The 21,373-nt window shown below is 37.0% G+C and carries 12 protein-coding genes; 11 read left to right on the top strand and 1 reads right to left on the bottom strand.

What is annotated here, in order from left to right; translation table 11 throughout:
- Positions 1-7: 7 nt before the first annotated feature.
- The 10 genes from ACFSAH_RS11025 to ACFSAH_RS11070 all read left to right on the top strand — a co-directional run bounded on the left by ACFSAH_RS11025 (position 8) and on the right by ACFSAH_RS11070 (position 16,192).
- A complete protein-coding gene (locus tag ACFSAH_RS11025) occupies positions 8-1,525 on the top strand; it encodes a RagB/SusD family nutrient uptake outer membrane protein (protein ID WP_379662791.1) in 1,518 nt (505 codons plus the stop codon).
- Positions 1,526-1,529: 4 nt separating this feature from the next.
- A complete protein-coding gene (locus ACFSAH_RS11030) occupies positions 1,530-2,369 on the top strand; it encodes an endonuclease/exonuclease/phosphatase family protein (RefSeq protein ID WP_379662813.1) in 840 nt (279 codons plus the stop codon).
- A 20-nt stretch (positions 2,370-2,389) separates the two neighbouring features.
- Complete coding sequence (locus ACFSAH_RS11035; RefSeq protein ID WP_379662792.1) at positions 2,390-4,408, top strand: DUF5689 domain-containing protein; 2,019 nt, start codon at positions 2,390-2,392, stop codon at positions 4,406-4,408.
- A 223-nt stretch (positions 4,409-4,631) separates the two neighbouring features.
- Positions 4,632-6,476 (top strand): beta-N-acetylhexosaminidase, encoded by a 1,845-nt coding sequence (locus tag ACFSAH_RS11040; protein WP_379662793.1) that lies wholly within the window; start codon positions 4,632-4,634, stop codon positions 6,474-6,476.
- A gap of 11 nt (positions 6,477-6,487) precedes the next feature.
- Positions 6,488-7,600, top strand: coding sequence for a hypothetical protein (locus tag ACFSAH_RS11045; protein ID WP_379662794.1), 1,113 nt, complete (start codon positions 6,488-6,490; stop codon positions 7,598-7,600).
- A 28-nt stretch (positions 7,601-7,628) separates the two neighbouring features.
- The gene (locus ACFSAH_RS11050; protein WP_379662795.1) at positions 7,629-9,356 is read left to right on the top strand and encodes a hypothetical protein; all 1,728 of its coding nucleotides are present in this window, start codon (positions 7,629-7,631) and stop codon (positions 9,354-9,356) included.
- A gap of 160 nt (positions 9,357-9,516) precedes the next feature.
- On the top strand, positions 9,517-11,631 hold the full coding sequence (locus ACFSAH_RS11055; RefSeq protein WP_379662796.1) for an SGNH/GDSL hydrolase family protein: 2,115 nt from the start codon (positions 9,517-9,519) through the stop codon (positions 11,629-11,631).
- A 4-nt stretch (positions 11,632-11,635) separates the two neighbouring features.
- Positions 11,636-12,760 carry an SGNH/GDSL hydrolase family protein gene (locus ACFSAH_RS11060; protein WP_379662797.1) on the top strand — a complete coding sequence of 375 codons (1,125 nt, stop codon included), beginning with the start codon at positions 11,636-11,638 and terminating at the stop codon, positions 12,758-12,760.
- 79 nt (positions 12,761-12,839) lie between these two features.
- Complete coding sequence (locus ACFSAH_RS11065; protein ID WP_379662798.1) at positions 12,840-15,074, top strand: alpha-N-acetylglucosaminidase; 2,235 nt, start codon at positions 12,840-12,842, stop codon at positions 15,072-15,074.
- 11 nt (positions 15,075-15,085) lie between these two features.
- Positions 15,086-16,192 (top strand): hypothetical protein, encoded by a 1,107-nt coding sequence (locus tag ACFSAH_RS11070; RefSeq protein ID WP_379662799.1) that lies wholly within the window; start codon positions 15,086-15,088, stop codon positions 16,190-16,192.
- Positions 16,193-16,689: 497 nt separating this feature from the next.
- On the opposite strand, the gene mdtD is transcribed toward ACFSAH_RS11070, so the two are convergent.
- Positions 16,690-18,105 carry a multidrug transporter subunit MdtD gene (gene mdtD / locus ACFSAH_RS11075; RefSeq protein ID WP_379662800.1) on the bottom strand — a complete coding sequence of 472 codons (1,416 nt, stop codon included), beginning with the start codon at positions 18,103-18,105 and terminating at the stop codon, positions 16,690-16,692.
- Positions 18,106-18,318: 213 nt separating this feature from the next.
- On the opposite strand from mdtD, the gene carB reads away from it, so the two are divergent.
- Positions 18,319-21,132 carry a carbamoyl-phosphate synthase large subunit gene (gene carB / locus ACFSAH_RS11080; RefSeq protein ID WP_379662801.1) on the top strand — a complete coding sequence of 938 codons (2,814 nt, stop codon included), beginning with the start codon at positions 18,319-18,321 and terminating at the stop codon, positions 21,130-21,132.
- Positions 21,133-21,373 lie beyond the last annotated feature (241 nt).

Consider the following 21,373-nt stretch of genomic DNA (forward strand, 5'->3'; position numbering starts at 1 on the left):
TTAGTTAATGAAAAATTATATAAATATTATAGCATTATTAGTAATAATAGGAGTTACAAGCTCGTGTAAAAATGTTATAGAAGAAAATCCAAAAGGTTTTATTCCCGCCAGCGAGTTTTTTAAAAACGAGGCACAGTGTATTGCGGCTTTGAATGGTTGTTACACTCCTCTAAACAGCATTTATAAAGAGGATTTAATGTTCGCCACAGAAGCTGTAACAGACTTAGCCTTTCTGAAAGTAACCAATAATGTAGATACGCGTTTAGATATATCTCCGTCGCAACCTGGAATGGGAGCAGGCATATGGACACAAAGTTATAAAGGAATAATGTATAGTAACGCAGCGATAGAAGGGATACAAAATGCAACGATAGAAGAGTCCCGAAAACCCGCTTTAATTGCAGAAGCCGTAACCTTAAGAGCATTATACTATTACATATTAACCTCAACTTTTGGAGACGTTCCATTTTATTTAGAGAACATCAGTGACATCCCTACAATGGAAAGAGTAAACAGCCTGGGAAGAATGAGTGCAGTCGCAAGTAGAGACTCCTTGGTTAAAAACCTTTTAGAACATGTTTCAGCTATGCCCCACGTTCGCCCTTCCGAAATATCAGGCAACAGAGTCTCTGCCCCACTTGCCTATATTCTAATAGGAAAACTTGCTATGTGGAATAAAGATTGGGAAACAGCATTAACAGCTTTAAAGAAAATAAAGACCATTTATGGAAATCTGACTGCGGCAACCTATCCATTAACAGACACCTATTTCAGAAATAAAAACACACGTGAATCTATTTTTGAGGTACAATACACATGGTCTGCAACCGGATTGAGGAAAACCACCAATGTAGCGTGTTCCTTTACTCCTCCAAGAACGGCAAATACCAGTTTGTACAACGGAATAAATATTCCCGAATTAGGAGATAAAGCAACTATATATACATCTGTAACTCCATCTGAATATTTTATGGAGCTATACAGACAGAATACACTTGACCCTAGAAGGAACATTATTCTCGGCTATTCCTATAATGGAACACCTTTTCCTCGCCCACAGGCAAACAATGGATTAGGTAAAGCGTGGATGGGCCCTAAGTTTTGGTGCCCCGGTATGGATAATATCTCTGATGGTAACAATCAAAAAGTTTTCAGATATGCTGATGCCATTTTAATGATGGCAGAATGCTCCAACGAATTAGACGAATACCCTGATGCGCTGAAATATCTTAACGAAGTCAGGACAAGAGCGCAAAACAGCACTCTATCTTCTTTCCCTGGAAAAACTCTCTTTAGAAAAGAGATAAAAGAAGAAAGAGCCCGAGAACTAATGGGAGAATACGGAAGAAAATGGGATTTGGTTCGTTGGGGAACTTTCTATGACGATGTCAAAGCAACCATAGCCTTAGAGTATCCAGATATTATGAAAAACATAAGGCCTTATCATGAATATTATCCTATTCCTGACAATGAGGTAGTTAAATCTAACGGGAAATTGGATAACAACGCATATACTGGATTTTAAGATGATGAAAAAAACACTGTTATTCATATTGTTATTTATTTGTTGTTTAAGCTTATCCGCACAGTCTTTTAAGATAATTAGCTACAATATATTGGAAGGCATGAAAATGGATACCTCTCAAAAGAAACAAAAATTTGTAGAATGGCTAAAACATCAAAACCCTGATATTCTAGCTATACAAGAGGCCAACAAATTTACCGAGCAGTCTTTATCTGAATTAGCAAAATCTTACGGACATCCGTATGCTGTATTGGTTAAGGAAAGCGGGTATCCAACTGCTCTTACTTCTAAATATCCGATTGAAAATATCGAGAAAGTAAATGAAGGGATTACACACGGATTTATTGCTGCACAGATCAAAGGAATAAATATAGTAGTATTACATTTAAACCCTCATGACTATCAGCGCAGAAGAAACGAAATAAAGCAAATTACAGATAAGATTTCTAAAAAATTTGATAAAAAGAACCTTCTCGTAATGGGTGATTTTAACTCATTCACACCTCTTGAAAAAGAGGTGTTTGACAACGGAGTAGTACTAAGTAACATTAAAAAAGCACAACAACGATCTAACGGAAGACATAATAACCTCATAAACGGAGAAGAACTGGATTTTGAAGTACAGCAACATCTTTTGGATTATGATCTTGTAGATGTATTAAAGGAACTAGAGAAAAAAGATCCCAAAAATGCATATAACATCATTCCACAAACATACCGTATAGATTATATATACTGTTCAAAAGATATGATCAAAAAGGTAAAATCCGGATTATTCATCAGAGATTACTTTACAAAAAAATATTCTGACCATTTACCTATTGCTATAGAAATAAAGTTATAGAGAATTTAAAATATTAAGACATGAAGAATACTTTTCTTACAAAATTTCAAAAAAGCTGTTTGCCTCTATTGGCTGTTTTTATAGCTTTTATGAGTTGTCAAAAAACCAGCTTAAACAATTTCAGTAAAGACCTGGCCCTAGATGCGTCAACAATTAGACTGGCAGACTCCGCCGCCTCTACAAGAATACAGGTTTATTCAGACAATAACTGGACGGTAAGTACAAAAGCAGGTGATGACTGGATTTCATTAAGCACTACTTCCGGGAGCGGAAAAGGAGACTTTATGGCCAACGTTACCTCTAACAAAGGGAATGTTCCTAGAAAAACGGAAATATATATTTCAGCAGGCAGTAAAACTGACACTATTTTTATTCAGCAAAAAGGATTAACCGCTCAGATAAAATTCACAGATAAAAACCTGAATGCTGTTTCTAAAGGAGGACCCCTGAAAACGGAGTTAAAAATAAACCTTCCTTTTGACCTTTTGGAACAGGAACTAAGATATGAAACGTCAGGAGAAGAAGGGTGGATATCAGACATTAATTACAATGATGGATTTATTCATTTACAAACACAACAAAGTCAATTGAACGGGCAAAGACAAGCTACATTAAAGTTTTCTTATCTAGATATTTTGGGTGTTCTTACTCAGGATTCTATTCTGATTGTTCAAAACCCCAAAGCAGAGTATGACGATGCTATATTAAAAGACTTTAATTATGTAAAAAACAGCTTAGGAACAGGTGTTGTAACTGAAAACATCTATATAGAGGGTATTGTTATTGTGGATAAAAACAACCCTAACATTGCAAAAAATCCTAATAACCCTAACAATAAACACGAAATAGACAAAACAGAAAATACTATTACAGTCTATATACAAAGCACTGATGGAACATCAGGAATAAGAATAAGAACAAAAACCGGAGGAGACAACATTTTCAATAAGAATGAAAAAGTACAGCTATGGTTAAAAGGAACAACATTGACTAAGACCAGCGCCCCTGCAACTGCAACCATTTCAGATTTTCCTTCTGTTAATATCATTTCTAAAGAAACTAATTCGTCTGCCCTTGTACCAAGAACAAAGTACATGCAAGATCTAAATGATAATGATATTTACACTTATATAACATTAAAAGATGTCGAAATTTCCGTTCCTTCTGGATCTTATTACAATATCAACCATGGCTATCAATGGCGTATAGACACTTACCCTACAAACATACGCGATATAAACGGAAACAGTATGTACCTGCTTACCAATGATGCCGTTCCTTATAAAAGAAACGGAACAAGAGTACCACAAGGGTCCGGCAATATATCAGGGGTCATTGTTAACGAAGATCACCCAAGATATGGCAATATCGGTAAATATGCCATAAGACCAATGGCACAGGAAGAAATTGCACTTGCAAACGACAGGAACAACGGTTTCTCTAATATTTTGGTAGAGTGGAGCAAGTTTCCTATTACAACTCCAGATATAGGCACAGGTACATTGACAGCTACTGGGGGCAATAACATTACTGGTATAGAGGATTATAACAGGCTTACTGGTCAGGTTTCTGGGTCTGCCGAAGACAAAGGAGCTGTATTAAACGGTGCATGGTATACTAATAATTGGTGGAATAATACAAAAAACCGAGGAGAGGCCTGGTTAATCGGCGTTTCTACAGCAGGCATTAACAAACAACTTTCACTCCAAGCAGAAATTTTGTCAAATGTTGGAGGACCAAGGAACTTTGAGGTAGAGTGGTCTACAACCAATGATATGGACAGCAATACATGGAACTATATAGCCGACTATACAGCAGAAGATCTGGTAAATTGGGACAATACATTACTAACACAGGTACCTGGTTTTAAGGTAGTAAATATCAAACTTCCATTAGAGCTATTAGGTAAGCCACAGGTTTATATCAGACTAAAAGTAAAAGACAAAGCCGCAGGTTCAACATCAAGTAATACCGGTGCTACACTTAGTACTTCAGTAAATAGCAGAATGGCACATTTATCAATTAAATACAATAAATAATCTGTTTGTTGATAACAACTCTGTCTTTTAAAAAAGCTCTCTAAGTCTTGCGAAAATTATAAGAATATCAATCTGCTAATTTTCGTAAGACTTAGCTATAGAAAAAACTAATTTTTATATAAAAACGATCCTAATCTATTAGAAAGATCTAAACAGGAAGACTTAACTCCAAATCAAAAAGATTTTGGGAAAGGGCATTCTTTTTAGATATACGACCTAAATTATGAAAATATCAAAGCTATTAACCTTAATAGGTCTCTTCTTCTTATCGGAAAATTCCTTTGCTCAAGATGTAAACGAAGTAAAAATCATTCCACAACCCAATAGTATCAAATATTTGGGTACTGAATATGTAATTGGCAGTAAACAAGCTATTGTATACAAGGGTTTCAAGCAAAAACCTGAAACTTTAGACAGGTTCACCAAAGAAATTATTGCACAAATCCCCACAAAAGAAACTAAACATTCACAAAGCATAGTTTTAGAAAAGACAAAAACAGACAACATCCACGAAGCTTATTCTTTAAAAATAGATAATACTGGTATTAAAATAAGTTCATCAACCGAACAAGGTGTTTTTTACGGCTTGCAGTCATTGTTGCAAATCATACTAGCTTCAGATAATAATATTCTTGCAGCGTTAGAAATAAAAGACATTCCAAGATATAAATACCGTGGACTACATTTAGATGTCGGCCGGCACCTGTTTCCGGTTTCTTTCATTAAATCTTACATAGACTTAATGGCTCATTATAAGCTTAACAACTTTCATTGGCATTTAACAGAAGATCAGGGCTGGCGTATCGAAATTAAAAAGTACCCGAAACTGACAAGCATTGGTGGAACCAGAGAAGGCACACTCATTAATCACCTGAAAGATAAACAACATGTTTACGACAAAACCCCTTACGGCGGATATTATACTCAAGACGAAGTAAAAGAAGTAGTTGCCTATGCTGCCTCAAAATACATCAATGTAATTCCAGAAATAGAGCTTCCGGGCCACTCATTGGCAGCGCTTTCTGCTTATCCGGAATACGGCTGTGGAGAAAATCCGGGGCCTTATAAAGCAACCATGGGTTGGGGAATATTTGACGATGTATATTGCGCTGGGAAAGAGTCTACATTTACCTTTTTACAAGATATACTAGACGAAGTTCTTTTGCTTTTCCCTTCAAAATATATACATATTGGAGGAGATGAATGTCCAAAAACCAAATGGAAAACCTGCAAATACTGCCAGAATCGAATTAAAGAGAACAAGCTTAAAGATGAGCATGAACTGCAATCTTATTTTGTACAACGTATAGAAAAATACCTGAATGGAAAAGGCAGATCCATTATTGGATGGGATGAAATTCTTGAAGGAGGCTTAGCTCCAAATGCAACGGTAATGAGCTGGAGGGGAGTAAAAGGAGGAATAGCCGCCGCTAAACAACATCATGATGTAATCATGACTCCAAGCACACATCTTTATTTTGACAATAGAGAAAGTATCTCTTCCGAAGAACCCCAAACAATAAGCTCCGCTTACCCTACCCGACACGTTTCGCTTAAACAAGTATATTCTTTTAACCCTTCTTTAGACACCCTGGCTCCCGAATTTCAGAAACATGTAATTGGTGTTCAGGCAAATTTATGGACAGAATATATAAAGACACTCGAAAAGGTTCTTTACCATATTATGCCAAGAATATATGCCTTAGCAGAGATTGGATGGACCACTTTAGAAAACAAAAACTGGGAGAACTTTTCTCAAATAAGAGTATCAGAACACCTATACCGATTTGATAAAACCGGAAAAACCTACCGCGTACCCCAGACCATTGGTGTAGAGCAAGATACTTTATTGGGCGAAACGATAGAAATAAAACTTAAGCCTTCAGTAAAAAATGCCAAAATCTATTACTCTATAAATGGATATACACCAACTGAGATGGACTATTTATACACAAACCCTGTAAAAATACACATACCCAAAGGAGAGGAAAGGATTTTTAAATCTGTGGTAATCACTCCCTCTGGCAGAAGAAGTGTTACCAGCAAAATCAATCTCATTAATAAATAGAAAAGATCATCATGAAATATAAATTGTTATTACTAATATTGTTGTTGTTAGAGACACATCAATCTTTTTCACAAGCATTTTCTCCAGATAATCTAATTCTTTTAAGGCATAATATTGGTGGTAGTGGGGGATCAAAAGACCCTTCAAATAACGGCAATCTGGGAATGGCCATATACCTGGATGAATGGGATTTTAGTAACCCCGAATACCCAAAGCTTATACAAACATTAAAGCTTCCTTCTACAGCAAAAGAAGGTCAACCCATTACCATGAACGGATCTATTTCATGGGAAGGCTATATGACCAGATCTGCTAATAAAAAGCTCATCATCATACCGGGATATGCTGCTACAGAAGGAAGAAATGTAAACAGACAATCGTCTAAATCTGTACCCAGAGCAGTAGCAACTGTAAATGCTGACAAAAAAGTAGAAATGGGGGGCGCCATAGATAATGCCTTTTCCGAAATAAGCTACAGATCTGCAACAGCGATAGATGGTTCTGAGTTTTGGTTATCTGGCGAAACCGTTCCCCGATATAATAGTGGTCCTTATTATGTAAAAAAAGGAGCAACAAAAGGAGTAAACATAGGTGCGGCAATACCCGGATCAAGGATAATTAGAATTTTCGAGAACACGCTTTATGCCAGCCTCAAAACCGCTATGTTCCAAATAGGACATTCTATTCCTCGTACCAACGATACATTAGCGACTATAAAGCTTAATCATTTAAACAAAGAGGATTACCCGATGGATGCTTTTGATTTTTACCTCGCCAACTTAAGTACAGACCAGGCTAGCCCCCATAAAGTAATGTACGTAATGGATGCTGCCCGAACTAAAGGCGTAAGGAAATATTCATACGATGGTAAGCTTTGGATTGCAAATGGAATAGTAGAGCTAGCAAATGCCAAAGCTGTAGAAGGTAAAGTAGAAAAAGATGGATCCGTTTCTCTATATATAATCTGCCATACGGATAATCCATTACAGGGTGATTCAAAAGTTTTCTTAATAAAAGATGGCAGTGGCTTTATGCAAGAAATTAAAGCCACTCCTCAGCTTATACTTAATGCAAGCGGAACGCATCGCCAATATAGATCTATCTCTTTTAGCCCCATAAATTAATTCTTTAAATAATTTAATTTTTATGAAAATGAAAAAACTACTTTCCTTTACAATGATGGCCACTCTTTTAGGTACATCACTCTACTCCCAAGATTTCACTGAAGGTAATTTAGTGTTATTAAGAATCCCACACGATGAAACGACCAGCGGAGGAGGAGAAACCACAAACGGTAACGGCGCATTACCAATGTTTCTAGACGAATGGGATCCCAATTGTATCTCTTGCGGTGTAAAAAAAACAGTAGCCTTACCCACCGAAGAAACTACAATAAGCGGTAAGCTTAATTATCGCGTAGTAGGTAATGGTTCAAGCGGAGCAACGCACCATATTTCAAGGTCTGTGGACGGCAGATATCTTGTTGTTCAGGGTTATAGTATTCCTACAGGGACAAATGTCCATTACACAAATGCTACCTATGACAATATCAAACCATCATTTGCTTTAGTAGACCATGCAGGCAATATTAACAGCACTACACGATTTACCAACGCTTTTACCACAGGCTGGATGCGGGCAGCAGTGTCTTATGATGGGACAGGAATATGGTTCGGCAATGCTTCCTCTGCCGGAGGCATTCATTATCTCACGGTAGGGTCTGAAGCAAACACGACCCGTATCGGAGGGGACTATGCATGGACGGCACATTTAGATGGAAAAAAGGTATTGATGGGTTACAATGGGTCAATCCGGAGGATTGGTCCTGCTGTAGATCTCCCAAAAACCACAGGGCAAACAGTACAGGCTTTCACATTATCTCCAGATGCCACAGACAATAATGCTAAACCTTCTGCTGTAGGCATGATTGCTCTCACAAATAAAGCTGGCCAAAAAGTTATTTATATATGTGATGGAAATGGAACAGGATCAAGTCCCGGTATAAAGAAATACCTGGTTAACGAGGCGGCTAATACCATAACATTTAAAGGCTATATTCCTATAAGTGCTTTGCCTTTAGGTGGCGGAGTAAGCAGTATAGTAGGAAAAGTCCTCTATGAAACAGACGGCACCACTTTTAAAAGTATAGAATTGTTTACTATAGGAAGCGGAACCAATATTACTAACGATGCCGGAAGATTAGTTAAAATAGTAGATTTAGCAAAATTCGATGAAACGATTAATGCAACATCTTCACTGTTAAAAAACTTTAAAGACGAGGAAATAGGCGGTAAAAAATATTTTGTACGAAGCTTGGCCTGGGCCCCTGTAGAAAACTCTACATTACCAATAAAACTAGAAAGCTTTAAAGCTAGCCAGTCAACACGTGGGATAGAATTAAGATGGACCACCGCATCTGAAATAAACAATGCGTATTTTGAAATACTAAAATCTATAGATGGAGAAAATTTTGAGGTGGTAGGAACAGTAAAAGGAAGTGGCACAACATCAGCAATGCATTCATATAGCTTTACTGATGTTAATGTAAGCGAAGGCTTATACTACTATCAATTACGTCAGGTAGATATTGATGGCAAAAGTGAAACGAACAGTCCAATACCTGTAAGGTTCTCCGTTCAAACCCAAGATTTCAAAGCATGGCTGGCAGTAAACAATCAGGTAAATATTAAACTAACAGCAAAAAAAGTGCAAAAAACACAAGTTATAGTCAGTGATATTTTGGGAAGGATATTAATAAAAAAAGAGGTTTATATCACAGAAGGACCGAATCAGTTTACCCTGGACCTTAGCAAACATAAATCGCCTTTTATAATAAATATTTCTATAGACGAGAAAGTCTTCACAGAGAAGCTTTTATAATAGTACTTAGGCTAATGCCAACGGTGAAGGTTCTGTGTTTTTTGTCGTAGTACTAAACTACAAAGTTTGAGTATCGGCAAAAAACACAGAAACGCCTTCCTTTTCCATCATTAGGCATAATAACACGATAGTTAGTTTACACCAAAAACAAGCACTAAAAATGAACCTAAAAAAGAAATTATTCTTATTGAGTGTACTAATATTCCTGTGTAAATTATCTGGATTTACACAGACAACTGTTGATTACACAGACAGCAGAATCTTATACGAAGGCCGTGTAGATTTAACAGAAACAAACGGTTTAGGGGTATACTGGCCCGGCACTTCTATAAAAAGCAGATTCATAGGCACAGGTATAGAAGCAGAACTGGAAATTCCTGCCGGAGCAGATAATTACTACTATATTATACTAGACAATATAGTACAAGCCCAAAAACTTGTTGTGTCGGGTTCAAAAAAATACTATACGCTAGCACAGGGCTTAAGCAATACCGAACACACCATCGAATTAGTACGCCTTAATGGCTTCCATGAAGGATATCCAAGGTTTCATACCAAATTTCACAATTTAAAACTGACTGGCACCGGAACTTTCCTACCTGTCGTCCAAACCAAGACCCGTAAAATAGAATTTTACGGAAACTCTATAACAGTAGGCTATTCCAATGAATACCATAATCCTAATAATCCGGCAGAAGACCATGCACATAGCAAATATGAAAACAATTATTTAGGTTTTGCTGCCAGAACAGCAAGGTATTTCAATGCCCAATATAGCGCAATAGCCAAGGGAGGTATTGGCTTAATGGTTAGTACCACCGATACGAAAATGCCATTACTATATAACAAAATCGATCCTTATGACAACAATAGAACCTGGGATTTTAACAACTACCAACCAGATATTGTGGTCGTAAACCTATTGAATAATGATGCCTCTATAATAAACAACCCAAGTGGAAACTCATACTATAGTTCAAGCTTCCCGAGCGGCCCGCCCACAGATGAATTTATCATTAACGCCTATAAAAACTTTATCTCTACCCTAAGGCAGAAATACCCAAATACAAATATTATTTGCGCTCTTGGAGGTAGTTCGGTAAACCCAAATCAAAATAACCGTTGGAAAAACTATGTTACCAGCGCAGCAAACCAGTTGAATGATAACAAAATATTCGTCCACTTTTTCGAATATATAGGGAGAGGTGGACACCCAAAAGCTCTGGATAATGAAACCATGGCAAATAGCCTTATCTGTTTTATAAAATGCAATAATTTATGGGACGCACCAGCAAACACAAACCAGAACTCTACAACAGGCATAGACCTTCCCTTAAGTTCGGAAATGATTTACAGCAAAAATGTACAACTGGCAGATAATGTAGTTATGCAAGGGTTCGACATAGATGCTAACAACAATGTTTTTTATTCACATATAGCGGGCAAGTATATGGTAAAAATATCTAAAGGACTCCCTAACTCTACCCCCGAAAGCTTAATGACGCTTAGATACTTTGGTCATAGTACCAATATGGCAGTAGAAAAACAAGCAAACGATCATTACGTATGGATTGGTAATTACGGAACAAAATACGTAGATGGTAACTACTGGGCAGAGCAAGTTGTTTCAAGAATAAAGTACGCTCCGGGAGCAACGTATCGTAATCATGAAGCTGTTGAAAACTACTATATAGGCCCTTACAAGCATTTAAATCCAACTATTGACTTTGAAAACAACATATTAGCCATAAGTTATTCCAGCGAAAGACCTAACAAAAACAGTTTTGTTCTATACAAGCTGGATGAGGTTAAATCTCTGGCCATATCTTCTGTAACCTTGCAACAGTTAACCTATGGCGGCAGTGGCGGCGATGCCGAAGTAACCGTTTCTCCCACCATTCCTGTTCGGGATTTAAGACAACTGACCCCCATAGCTGCATTTGATGTTAACCTTACTCCTCTCGATTGGCAAGGGTTTGACATAAGCAATGGAAAGCTATATTACTATGAAGGGAAAGGAGGCGCCAATAACGGCGCCCCCGGAGAAGCCTATGTCACGATATTCGATTTCAATGGACAAATTGTAGAACGTCGAACACAAGTTCAGGCTATAGCTTCTGTACCAGCGCTTCAGCAACAAGGAATAACCTCAACCGGATATATGGAAGCTGAGGGAATAAAAGTTAGAAATGGACATTTATATCTTGGTTTTGCCTCTCGAGAAGGGGATATAAGAGCCGCAAATATATTTAGATATCAACCCGTAATACAATAAGTAAATGAAAATTTTCAAAATCAAATATTTATTATTTTTCCCATTATTAATTATTATTAAACCATCTCTGGCCCAAAAAGAACAAGGTATTGTTTGGCATAATCCAGCCAAACAATCCTTTCGGGTAGTACATAATCAAATATGGAGCGGTAAGGATATAAGCTCCTTTTATGACAGGCTTCCTGCCAAAGCAGAAAAAAACATAAGAAAAGAAGTATGGGATTTATCTAAAAACTCTGCCGGACTGAAATTGATCTTCAATACCAATGCTAAAGAAATAATTGTAAGGTATACAACTCAAAGTAAAAAATATGCCATGAGCCATTTTCCAGCTACAGGAGTATCAGGTTTAGATTTATTCTCGGAAAACACCGATGGCTCATGGGCCTGGGCAAATGGAAAATTTCAATTTAAAGATACCATAACCTATAAATATACCAACCTGAGCTTGGGTAAACTAAAGAATAAAAATGAATCTTCTTTTCATTTATACCTACCATTATATAATAGTGTTGAATGGCTAGAAATAGGGGTTCCTGCAGGCAGTACATTTCAGTTTATTCCTGTTTCAAATGAAAAACCTGTTATCGTTTACGGAACATCTATAGCCCAGGGAGGCTGTGCTTCCAGGCCAGGAATGGCATGGACAAATATCCTGAACAGAGAACTAGATTCACCCGTCATAAACCTTGGGTTTTCAGGAAATGGCCGTTTAGAAAAAGAATTGATAGACTTAATTGTAGAAAAGGACGCAAAGATGTTCATCATAGACTGCCTCCCCAATATAGTAAACGAACCAGAAAACATTAAAAGTAAAATGATTTACGCAACCAATACCATTAGGGCAAAATACCCAAACACACCAATAGTTTTCGCAGACAACTCCGCCTATCTGGAAAACAGAATGGATTCTGTTCGTACATCCAGCTTAATAAGGGCCAATAACATCTCTTTCAATACATTCAAAGAACTGAAAGCAAAGGGAATAAAAAATTTGTTCTATTTAACACAAAAAGATATTGGTTTGAACATGAACGATTCTGTAGATGGAAACCATCCAACAGACATAGGCATGTTAAAACACGCGAAAGTATATAAAAGATTGATTAACAAAACCGTCAAGCACTAAATCATCACATCCTCGTCAATAGGGATTTAAAAAAACAACTATGCAAGCACACTCATTATCTTTTTTAAAGTTTCCCTACATGGAAATAAAAATGATAATTCTTTTGTCTGTATGTTTTTCTCATATAGGTGTAGTACAAGCGCAAAGCCATTCGAAAAAAACTGACATAACCGAGGCCAACGCATTAATTAAACGGATATTAAAAGAGAAAGCAACATCGTTTATAACAGAACTTATTCCTGCTGAAAACGGTAAAGACGTATTTGAGATAGAAAGTATTAACGACAAAATTATACTTCGTGGAAGTAATGCCCTATCTGTTGCAGGGGCTTTAAACCATTATCTTAAGTATATTGCAAACTGTAGTATTACATGGAACGGAATAAACCTGAATTTACCCAAAACCCTTCCGCATCCAAAAAATGTTATTCGGAAAGTTACTCCTTATCAATACCGCTATTACCTGAATTATTGCACTTTCAATTATACTATGAGTTGGTGGAATTGGGAACGTTGGGAAAAAGAGATTGATTGGATGGCACTCAATGGGATCAATATGCCTCTTGCATTAACAGGACAAAATGCCATATGGGCAAAGGTTTACAAAGAGCTAGGGTTTTCTGAAAAAGAATTGGAAAACTTCTTCAGTGGACCTGCATATTTCAGCTGGTTTTGGATGGGTAATCTTGACAGCTGGGGAGGGCCTTTACCCAAAAGTTGGATAGAGGGCGAACAAGCCTTACAGAAAAAAATATTAGAACGTGAACGCGCCTTTGGGATGACTCCTATTCTTCCGGCCTTTACAGGTCATGTACCTCCTTCTTTTAAGGATAAGTTTTCTAATATACAGCTCAAAAAAACAAGTTGGGTGGGATTTCCAGAAGTTTATATCCTTGACCCCAACGAACCGATGTTTACCCTAATTGGCAAAAAATTCATAGAAGAACAAACCAAGGAATACGGTACCAACCACCTGTACACGGCAGATACATTTAATGAAAACACTCCTCCTGTCAATGATTCCATTTACTTAAATAACGTAAGTCAAAAAGTTTATCAGGCCATGTCTTCCGCAGACCCCCAAGCCATATGGGTTATGCAGGGATGGCTTTTCCATCATGGCGCAAAGTTTTGGGGAGAAAAACAAACAAAAGCTTTATTAAATGCTGTTCCGAATGATAAAATGATTATTCTGGACTTATGGAGTGAGCGTTATCCGGTATGGAATCGCACAGAAGCCTATTTTGGTAAACCGTGGATATGGTGTATGCTAAACAATTTCGGACAAAATACCGCTATGAATGGAACCATGGAAAGAATAGCAAGCACCCCTTCAGCAACCTTATATAATCCCGCGGCAGGAAAATTATCTGGCATAGGCCTTACTATGGAAGGGATTGAGCAAAATCCTGTTATATATGAATTAATGCTGGAAAATGTCTGGACAGACAAAGCTATTAATGTAGAAAAATGGTTAAAGGGATATACGCTACGCAGATATGGAAAAGAAAATCATCATGCAGAAAAAGCCTGGAGCATACTTAAAAAAACAGTTTACTCAGACACGGTTACTTCAAGTGGTTTATCTAACATTCTTACTTTCCGTCCATCTCTTTTACCTAAACCCAAAAGCTCAACAACTTTAAGAATTCCCTACAACCCTGAAGAGCTTTTACCTGCATGGAAGGCATTAATACAGGCTGCTCCTGATCTCAAAAACAGTGACGGTTTCCAATACGACCTTATAGATATAACCAGACAGGTAATGGCCAACTATTCAAACATTTTACAACAACAATTAGCAAAACACTACATCGAAAGAAACGGCAATGCATTCAAAAAAAACAGCATTGATTTTCTAAACCTTATAGAAGATATAGATCAATTACTTGCTACCCGAAAAGAATTCCTCTTGGGAAACTGGCTAGAACAAGCTAAATCAAAAGGTCTAACACCAGAAGAAAAGTCAATTTACGAAAAAAATGCCCGTAACTTAATTACCCTGTGGGGAGATAAGAATAGTGAACTACATGACTATGCTTGCAAGCAATGGAGCGGAATGTTAAAAGGGTTTTACAAACCCCGTTGGCAACAATTCTTTGATCTTGCCAACGAAGCAATCGTCAATAACAAGGAAATGGATCTTATACTTTTTGAAACAACTATAAAAGACTGGGAATGGAACTGGGTAAATAGCAATGAAAAGTATACAATAGAAACCAAGGGTAACCCAATCACTATGGCGAACTATTATTTTAAAAAATATTATCCAATAATAGAAAAAGCATATCAACAAAAAACAATTAATCAATAAAAATATTAAGCATGAAAAATGTAGGCATTAAAAATAGATCTTTAATTTGTTCTATAACAATTTTGGGCTTGTTTTCCTTAACCTGTGGAAAAGCCAATGGCTCTCTTGAATCTCCTCAGGTTCAAAAAAAAGAGAAGAACAATACCAGTATAAAAGAGCTACTCGCACTCCCCTTAACAGAAAAGATTATTTACAGCAAAAATGCAGATTTGCCCGACAATGCCATTATGCAGGGTTTTGACATGGATACTGAAGACAATATATTTTATTCTCATGTTACCGATAAATATAAAGTCAGAATCTCACGTGGAAAACCAAATTCTGCACCACAGGACTTTATGACATTGCTATATTATGGACACAGTACCAATATTGCACTTGAAAAAGAAAAAAATGACAACTATATCTGGATAGGAAACTTTGCGACCAGATATCCAAACGGTCACTACTGGCAAGAACAAGTGGTTTCAAGGGTAAAGTATTCTCCCGGAAAGACTTTGAAGAACTTTGATGCAGAAGACAATTATTACATTGGTCCCTACAAACATTTAAGTCCCACAGTTGATGTGGAAAATGACCTTTTGGCCATTAGCTATGCAGATGAAAAAAAACGAGGCCGAAACTGTTTTGTTGTATATAAATTAAGCGAAGCGAAAGCATTGCCCCTCTCTATTATAAGAATAATGGAATTGACTTATGGCAACACAGCTGAAGACGCTGATGAAAAAATTGCTCCCGAACTACAAGTCCATGATCTTACAAAACTAAAACCAGTGGCAAGGTTTGATATTCCCAATACTCCTTTATCCTGGCAGGGGTTTGATGTATGCAAGAACAGAATGTATTATTACGATGGAGAAGGAGGGCCAAATAACAGTATTATCTCTGGAAAGGCATATGTTTCCGTATTTGATTTTGATGGGAGAATAATTGAGGAGAGAACAGAAGTAAAAGCCCTGTCTTCGTTAGAAACACTTAAAGAACAAGAAATAACCTCAACCGGATATATGGAAGCGGAGGGAATAAAAGTTAGAAGAGGTTTTTTATACTTAGGGTTTGGATCTAGCAACAACGGAAGAAGATGTGCACAGATTTTCAAGTATAAACTGGCTGAATAATCTGTTTTTTTAAAGAGGAAAGAAGGAGACAAAAGGAAAAGTACACGTATAATAATCACCCTTTGTCTCCTTTTTAAAAACACACTCAATCCAGAACAATAACTAATATAAGTCCAGAATTTAAACGAGATGTTTTTTATATCCAAATCGTCAGATTTATAGGTGCTTAATCACTCCCTGGTTTTGCAAGCTAAAAAAAGCACAAACTACACCCGGTGCTCTTAGCTAAAATGCTTTTCCCTTAAAGGCAGACAGATTGGACAAGCATAGAAAACAAGTACTATATTTAGAATGATTAAACCTGATAAGTTTCCGCTAAAAATCCACATTTCTATGTAAAAACGTGGACTCACCTCAGTATAAATGCTGAATCATTCCGGAGAGATTAATAAGCTGTATGCTGTTTGTCCAGAAACAGAATGGAACATTTTCCTAAAATTTTGGCTATGTTACATTAAACAATTGTAAATACCCTTTCTTACAAAATAAGAAAAACATCAAGACTCCAACTCCCTATGCCCAGATAGATTATTCCCGTCTGTTTCTTTTAAACGGGAAAACACCAAAGAAGATAAAGCCGTAATAATCCCTAAAATCAGAAAAGTATATTTAAAAACATTGATAGAGGCATCTGTTTTAAAATGCACCTGATGCATAGCGCCCAGCAGTAACGATGTAATTGAAATACCAAAACTTATAGAAAGCTGTTGAGTAACAGCAATCATACTGTTTCCTTCACTAGAATTATCGGCATCTAAATCGGCTACAGAAATAGTATTCATTGTCGAAAACTGCATAGAGCTAACCATTCCATACGCGAGTAATAAAGGTATCAGAAAATAAATAGGGGTTTGTTGATTAGGAAGCGAGAAAAGAGCAATAATAACCGCTAAAAGAAATGTATTACTTACCAGAACCTTTTTATAGCCCAACTTTCTTACCACCTTGGTAACAAAAGGTTTTGCAAAAAGATTTGCAGCAGCAGAAGGAATTAACATCATTCCGGAAATGGTAGCAGAATAACCAAAACCCACTTGCAGCATCAAAGGGAGCAATAGCGGAAAACCACCTATGCCTAATCTTGTTGCCAGGCTACCTATTAAACCTATTCTTAATGTTCTTATTTTAAAAAGCTCTAACCTGATTAATGGATTTTTATGTCTTCTGGCATGTTTGATATAGCAGAAAATCAAAGAAGCAGCTACTAATAAAGAAATCAACACATAATATCCTTGAATTTGCCTGGACGAACTCATTTCCATGGCATGGGTAATCAGGGTTAATGCTCCACTAAAAAAAACAAAACCCAAAAGATCAAAGGAACCGGTCTGTTTCTTAAAATTGGGCATAGCGTAAATTGCCATTACTATTCCAAAAATCCCTATAGGAATATTGATCAGGAAAATCCAATGCCACGAAGCTAAATCAACTATCCACCCGCCCAAACTCGGACCTATCAAAGGACCTATCATTCCCGGAATAATAACAAAGTTGAGTACTTTTAACAGCAACTTTTTAGGATAAGCATAAAGGATTGTTAAACGAGCCACCGGAACCATCATTGCACCTCCTGTTCCCTGCAAAATCCTGGAATAAATCAACTGGTTAATATCAGCACTTAAAGCACAACATAAAGACCCCAGTGTAAAAAGTCCAACTGCCACAGAGAAAGTCACCTTTGTACCTATTTTATCGGCCAGCCAACCACTTAAAGGAATTAAAATAGCCAAAGTAAGGGTATAAGATATAATAACCGACTGCATTTGCAAAGGCGACTGATCTAAATCTTTAGCAATAGCAGGTAAGGCGGTATTTAAAATTGTACCATCCAAAGACTGCATAAAAAAGGCAAGTGCCGCAATCCAAGGCAGGTAAACTTTAACAGCAGCATTTCTTTGTTTTTTTACAATCATTGTTTAGTTATAATAAAAAAAGGGTAAAAAAGTTTGTCATAAATACGTAGAGCCCTTATTTACTTTTCATCTGCCAGATGTGTATTATTTTTACAAAATTAAAATAACCCTGATTTCAACAAATTCATTTTTTTCCCTTATCTTTGCATCCCGACAAACAAGTCGGGATTTTCCTATCGCCTGCGTAAGAAAACCCGAAAATAATTTACGCTAATGCCAAAAGACACGTCAATTAAATCAGTCCTGATCATCGGATCAGGTCCAATCATTATCGGTCAAGCTTGTGAATTTGACTACTCTGGTTCCCAAGCTGCTTTGTCTTTAAAAGAAGAAGGAATTGAGGTTTCCATTATCAACTCTAATCCGGCAACTATTATGACGGATAAAGTGATTGCAGACCATGTTTACCTGCTTCCTTTAAATGTAGACTCTATTGAGCAGATTTTACAAGAACGTAAAATTGATGCCGTATTGCCTACCATGGGAGGACAAACAGCATTAAATCTAGCAAAAGAAGCTGATGAAAGAGGGATTTGGGAAAAATATGGAGTAAAAATCATCGGTGTTGACATTGCTGCAATTGAAAAAACGGAAAACAGAGAAGAGTTCAGACAACTAATGGTTGACATTGGTGTTGGTGTAGCTCCCTCTAAAATTGCCAACTCTTTTCTGGAAGGTAAAGAAGCCGCCCAAGAAATTGGCTTTCCTTTAGTAATACGCCCTTCTTATACATTAGGAGGCTCTGGTGGTGGTTTTGTTCACAAAAAAGAGGAGTTTGATGCTGCTTTGACTAAAGGTCTTACGGCTTCTCCAACTCACGAAGTTTTGGTAGAGCAAGCTGTTATTGGCTGGAAAGAGTTTGAACTTGAATTACTGAGAGACAGTAATGATAATGTTATCATTATCTGTTCTATAGAAAACTTCGACCCTATGGGAATCCATACGGGAGATTCTATAACAGTAGCTCCTGCAATGACACTTTCTGACAGAGCTTATCAGGATATGCGTAATCAGGCCATCAAAATGATGAGGGCTATTGGTACATTTGCCGGAGGTTGTAACGTTCAATTCTCGGTAAATCCTGCTAATGATGATATCATTGCCATTGAAATTAATCCTCGTGTATCCAGATCTTCAGCCTTAGCGTCAAAAGCTACAGGATATCCAATTGCTAAAATTGCTGCGAAACTGGCTATCGGATATAACTTAGATGAATTACAAAACCAGATTACAAAAACAACTTCAGCTTATTTTGAGCCTACGTTAGATTATGTAATCGTTAAAATACCTCGTTGGAACTTTGATAAATTCCCTGGAGCTAACACCGAATTAGGCTTACAAATGAAAGCTGTTGGTGAGGTAATGGGTATAGGTCGTTCTTTTAACGAAGCTTTACAAAAAGCTTGTCAGTCTTTGGAAATTGGCAGAGCCGGATTGGGTGCAGATGGCAAACAAGACAGAAATGTTGAAGACATCATGTACAAACTGGAACACCCTAGCTGGGACAGATTATTTGCTGTAAAAGATGCGTTAAGAATAGGGGTTCCTATCGAATCTGTTAGAAAAGCCACAAAAATAGACAAGTGGTTCTTAAACGAAATCAACGAATTGGTGATGTTGGAGAACGAACTGAAGCGTTATTCTTTAAACAACATTCCTAAGGATACTTTCCTAACCCTTAAACAAAAAGGATTCTCTGATGTACAAATTGCCTGGTTATTAGGAGTAACCGAAGACGAGGTTTATGAGAAGAGAAAAGAACTGGGTTTAAGAAGAGTTTACAAAATTGTTGATACCTGTGCGGCAGAATTCCCTGCACAAACACCGTATTACTACTCTACTTACGAAGGAGAGAACGAATCTATTCCTTCTGATAAAAAGAAAGTAATTGTATTAGGTTCTGGTCCTAACAGAATTGGACAAGGCATAGAGTTTGATTATTCTTGTGTACACGGATTAATCGCTGCAAAAGAAGAAGGTTATGAATCTATCATGGTTAACTGTAACCCTGAAACGGTTTCTACTGACTTTAACATGGCAGATAAACTTTACTTCGAGCCTGTTTTCTGGGAGCATGTTAGAGAGATTATAGATCTTGAAAAACCAGAAGGAGTTATTGTTCAGCTTGGGGGACAAACAGCCCTTAAAATGGCCGAGAAATTAACTCAACATGGCGTAAAAATCATTGGAACGTCTTTTGAAAACATGGATATTGCGGAAGATCGCGGACGTTTTTCCGATTTATTAAAAGAACTTGATATTCCATATCCTAAATACGGTGTGGCTGAAAGTGCGGAAGAAGCTATTAAAGTAGCTAACGAAGTGGGCTACCCAGTACTTGTTCGTCCTTCTTATGTATTAGGTGGACAGGGAATGAGCATTGTTATCAATGACGAGGACCTAGAAAGAGCTGTTGTTAAATTACTTGGTGATCTTCCGGGAAACAGGGTTTTAATTGACCACTTCCTGGACAGAGCAGAAGAAGCCGAGTCTGACTCTATTTACGATGGTGAACAAGTTCATATTATTGGTTTAATGGAACATATTGAGCCTGCAGGTATTCACTCTGGAGACTCAAGCGCTGTATTACCTCCATATACTTTGTCTGCAAACGTGACCAAGAAAATGGAAGATTACACAGAAAAACTAGCCAGAGCACTAGACATCAGAGGCTTAATGAACATCCAGTTTGCAATTAAAAACGAAGATGTATATGTGATAGAGGCTAATCCAAGAGCTTCAAGAACAGTTCCTTTCATTGCTAAAGCATATGATGTTCCTTATGTAAACATTGCTGCTAAAGTAATGCTAGGCACTAAAAAGTTAAAAGATTTCACTATAGAAAGGAAGTTAGAGGGTTATGCCATTAAACAACCTGTATTCTCTTATGATAAATTCCCTGAGGTTACTAAGCAATTAGGCCCTGAGATGAAATCTACCGGAGAAGCCATTCTGTTTATCAAAACGTTAGAAGATCCTTACTTCGTAAAACTAAACAAAGAGAAGTCAATGTACTTATCTAAATAAAAGATAAATTTTAAAGATAAAGCCCGGTTTTAAAATCGGGCTTTTCTTTTGGATCATTTTTTGTTCAATAATCTGTTTTAATCTAGGCGTTTTCAGTCTCCATAAAATAATTGCTTTTATTACAGAAACAATTGCTTAAATTAGAATATAATACTAATGATCAAATAATTAGTCCATTTCCATCCTTCGTTCATCCTTCGATAGAAGATACTTCTGAGATGCTTTAATGTAACTTTTAAGT

Source organism: Pseudopedobacter beijingensis (genome assembly GCF_042678145.1).
GTDB classification, from domain to species: Bacteria; Bacteroidota; Bacteroidia; order Sphingobacteriales; family Sphingobacteriaceae; genus Pseudopedobacter; species Pseudopedobacter beijingensis.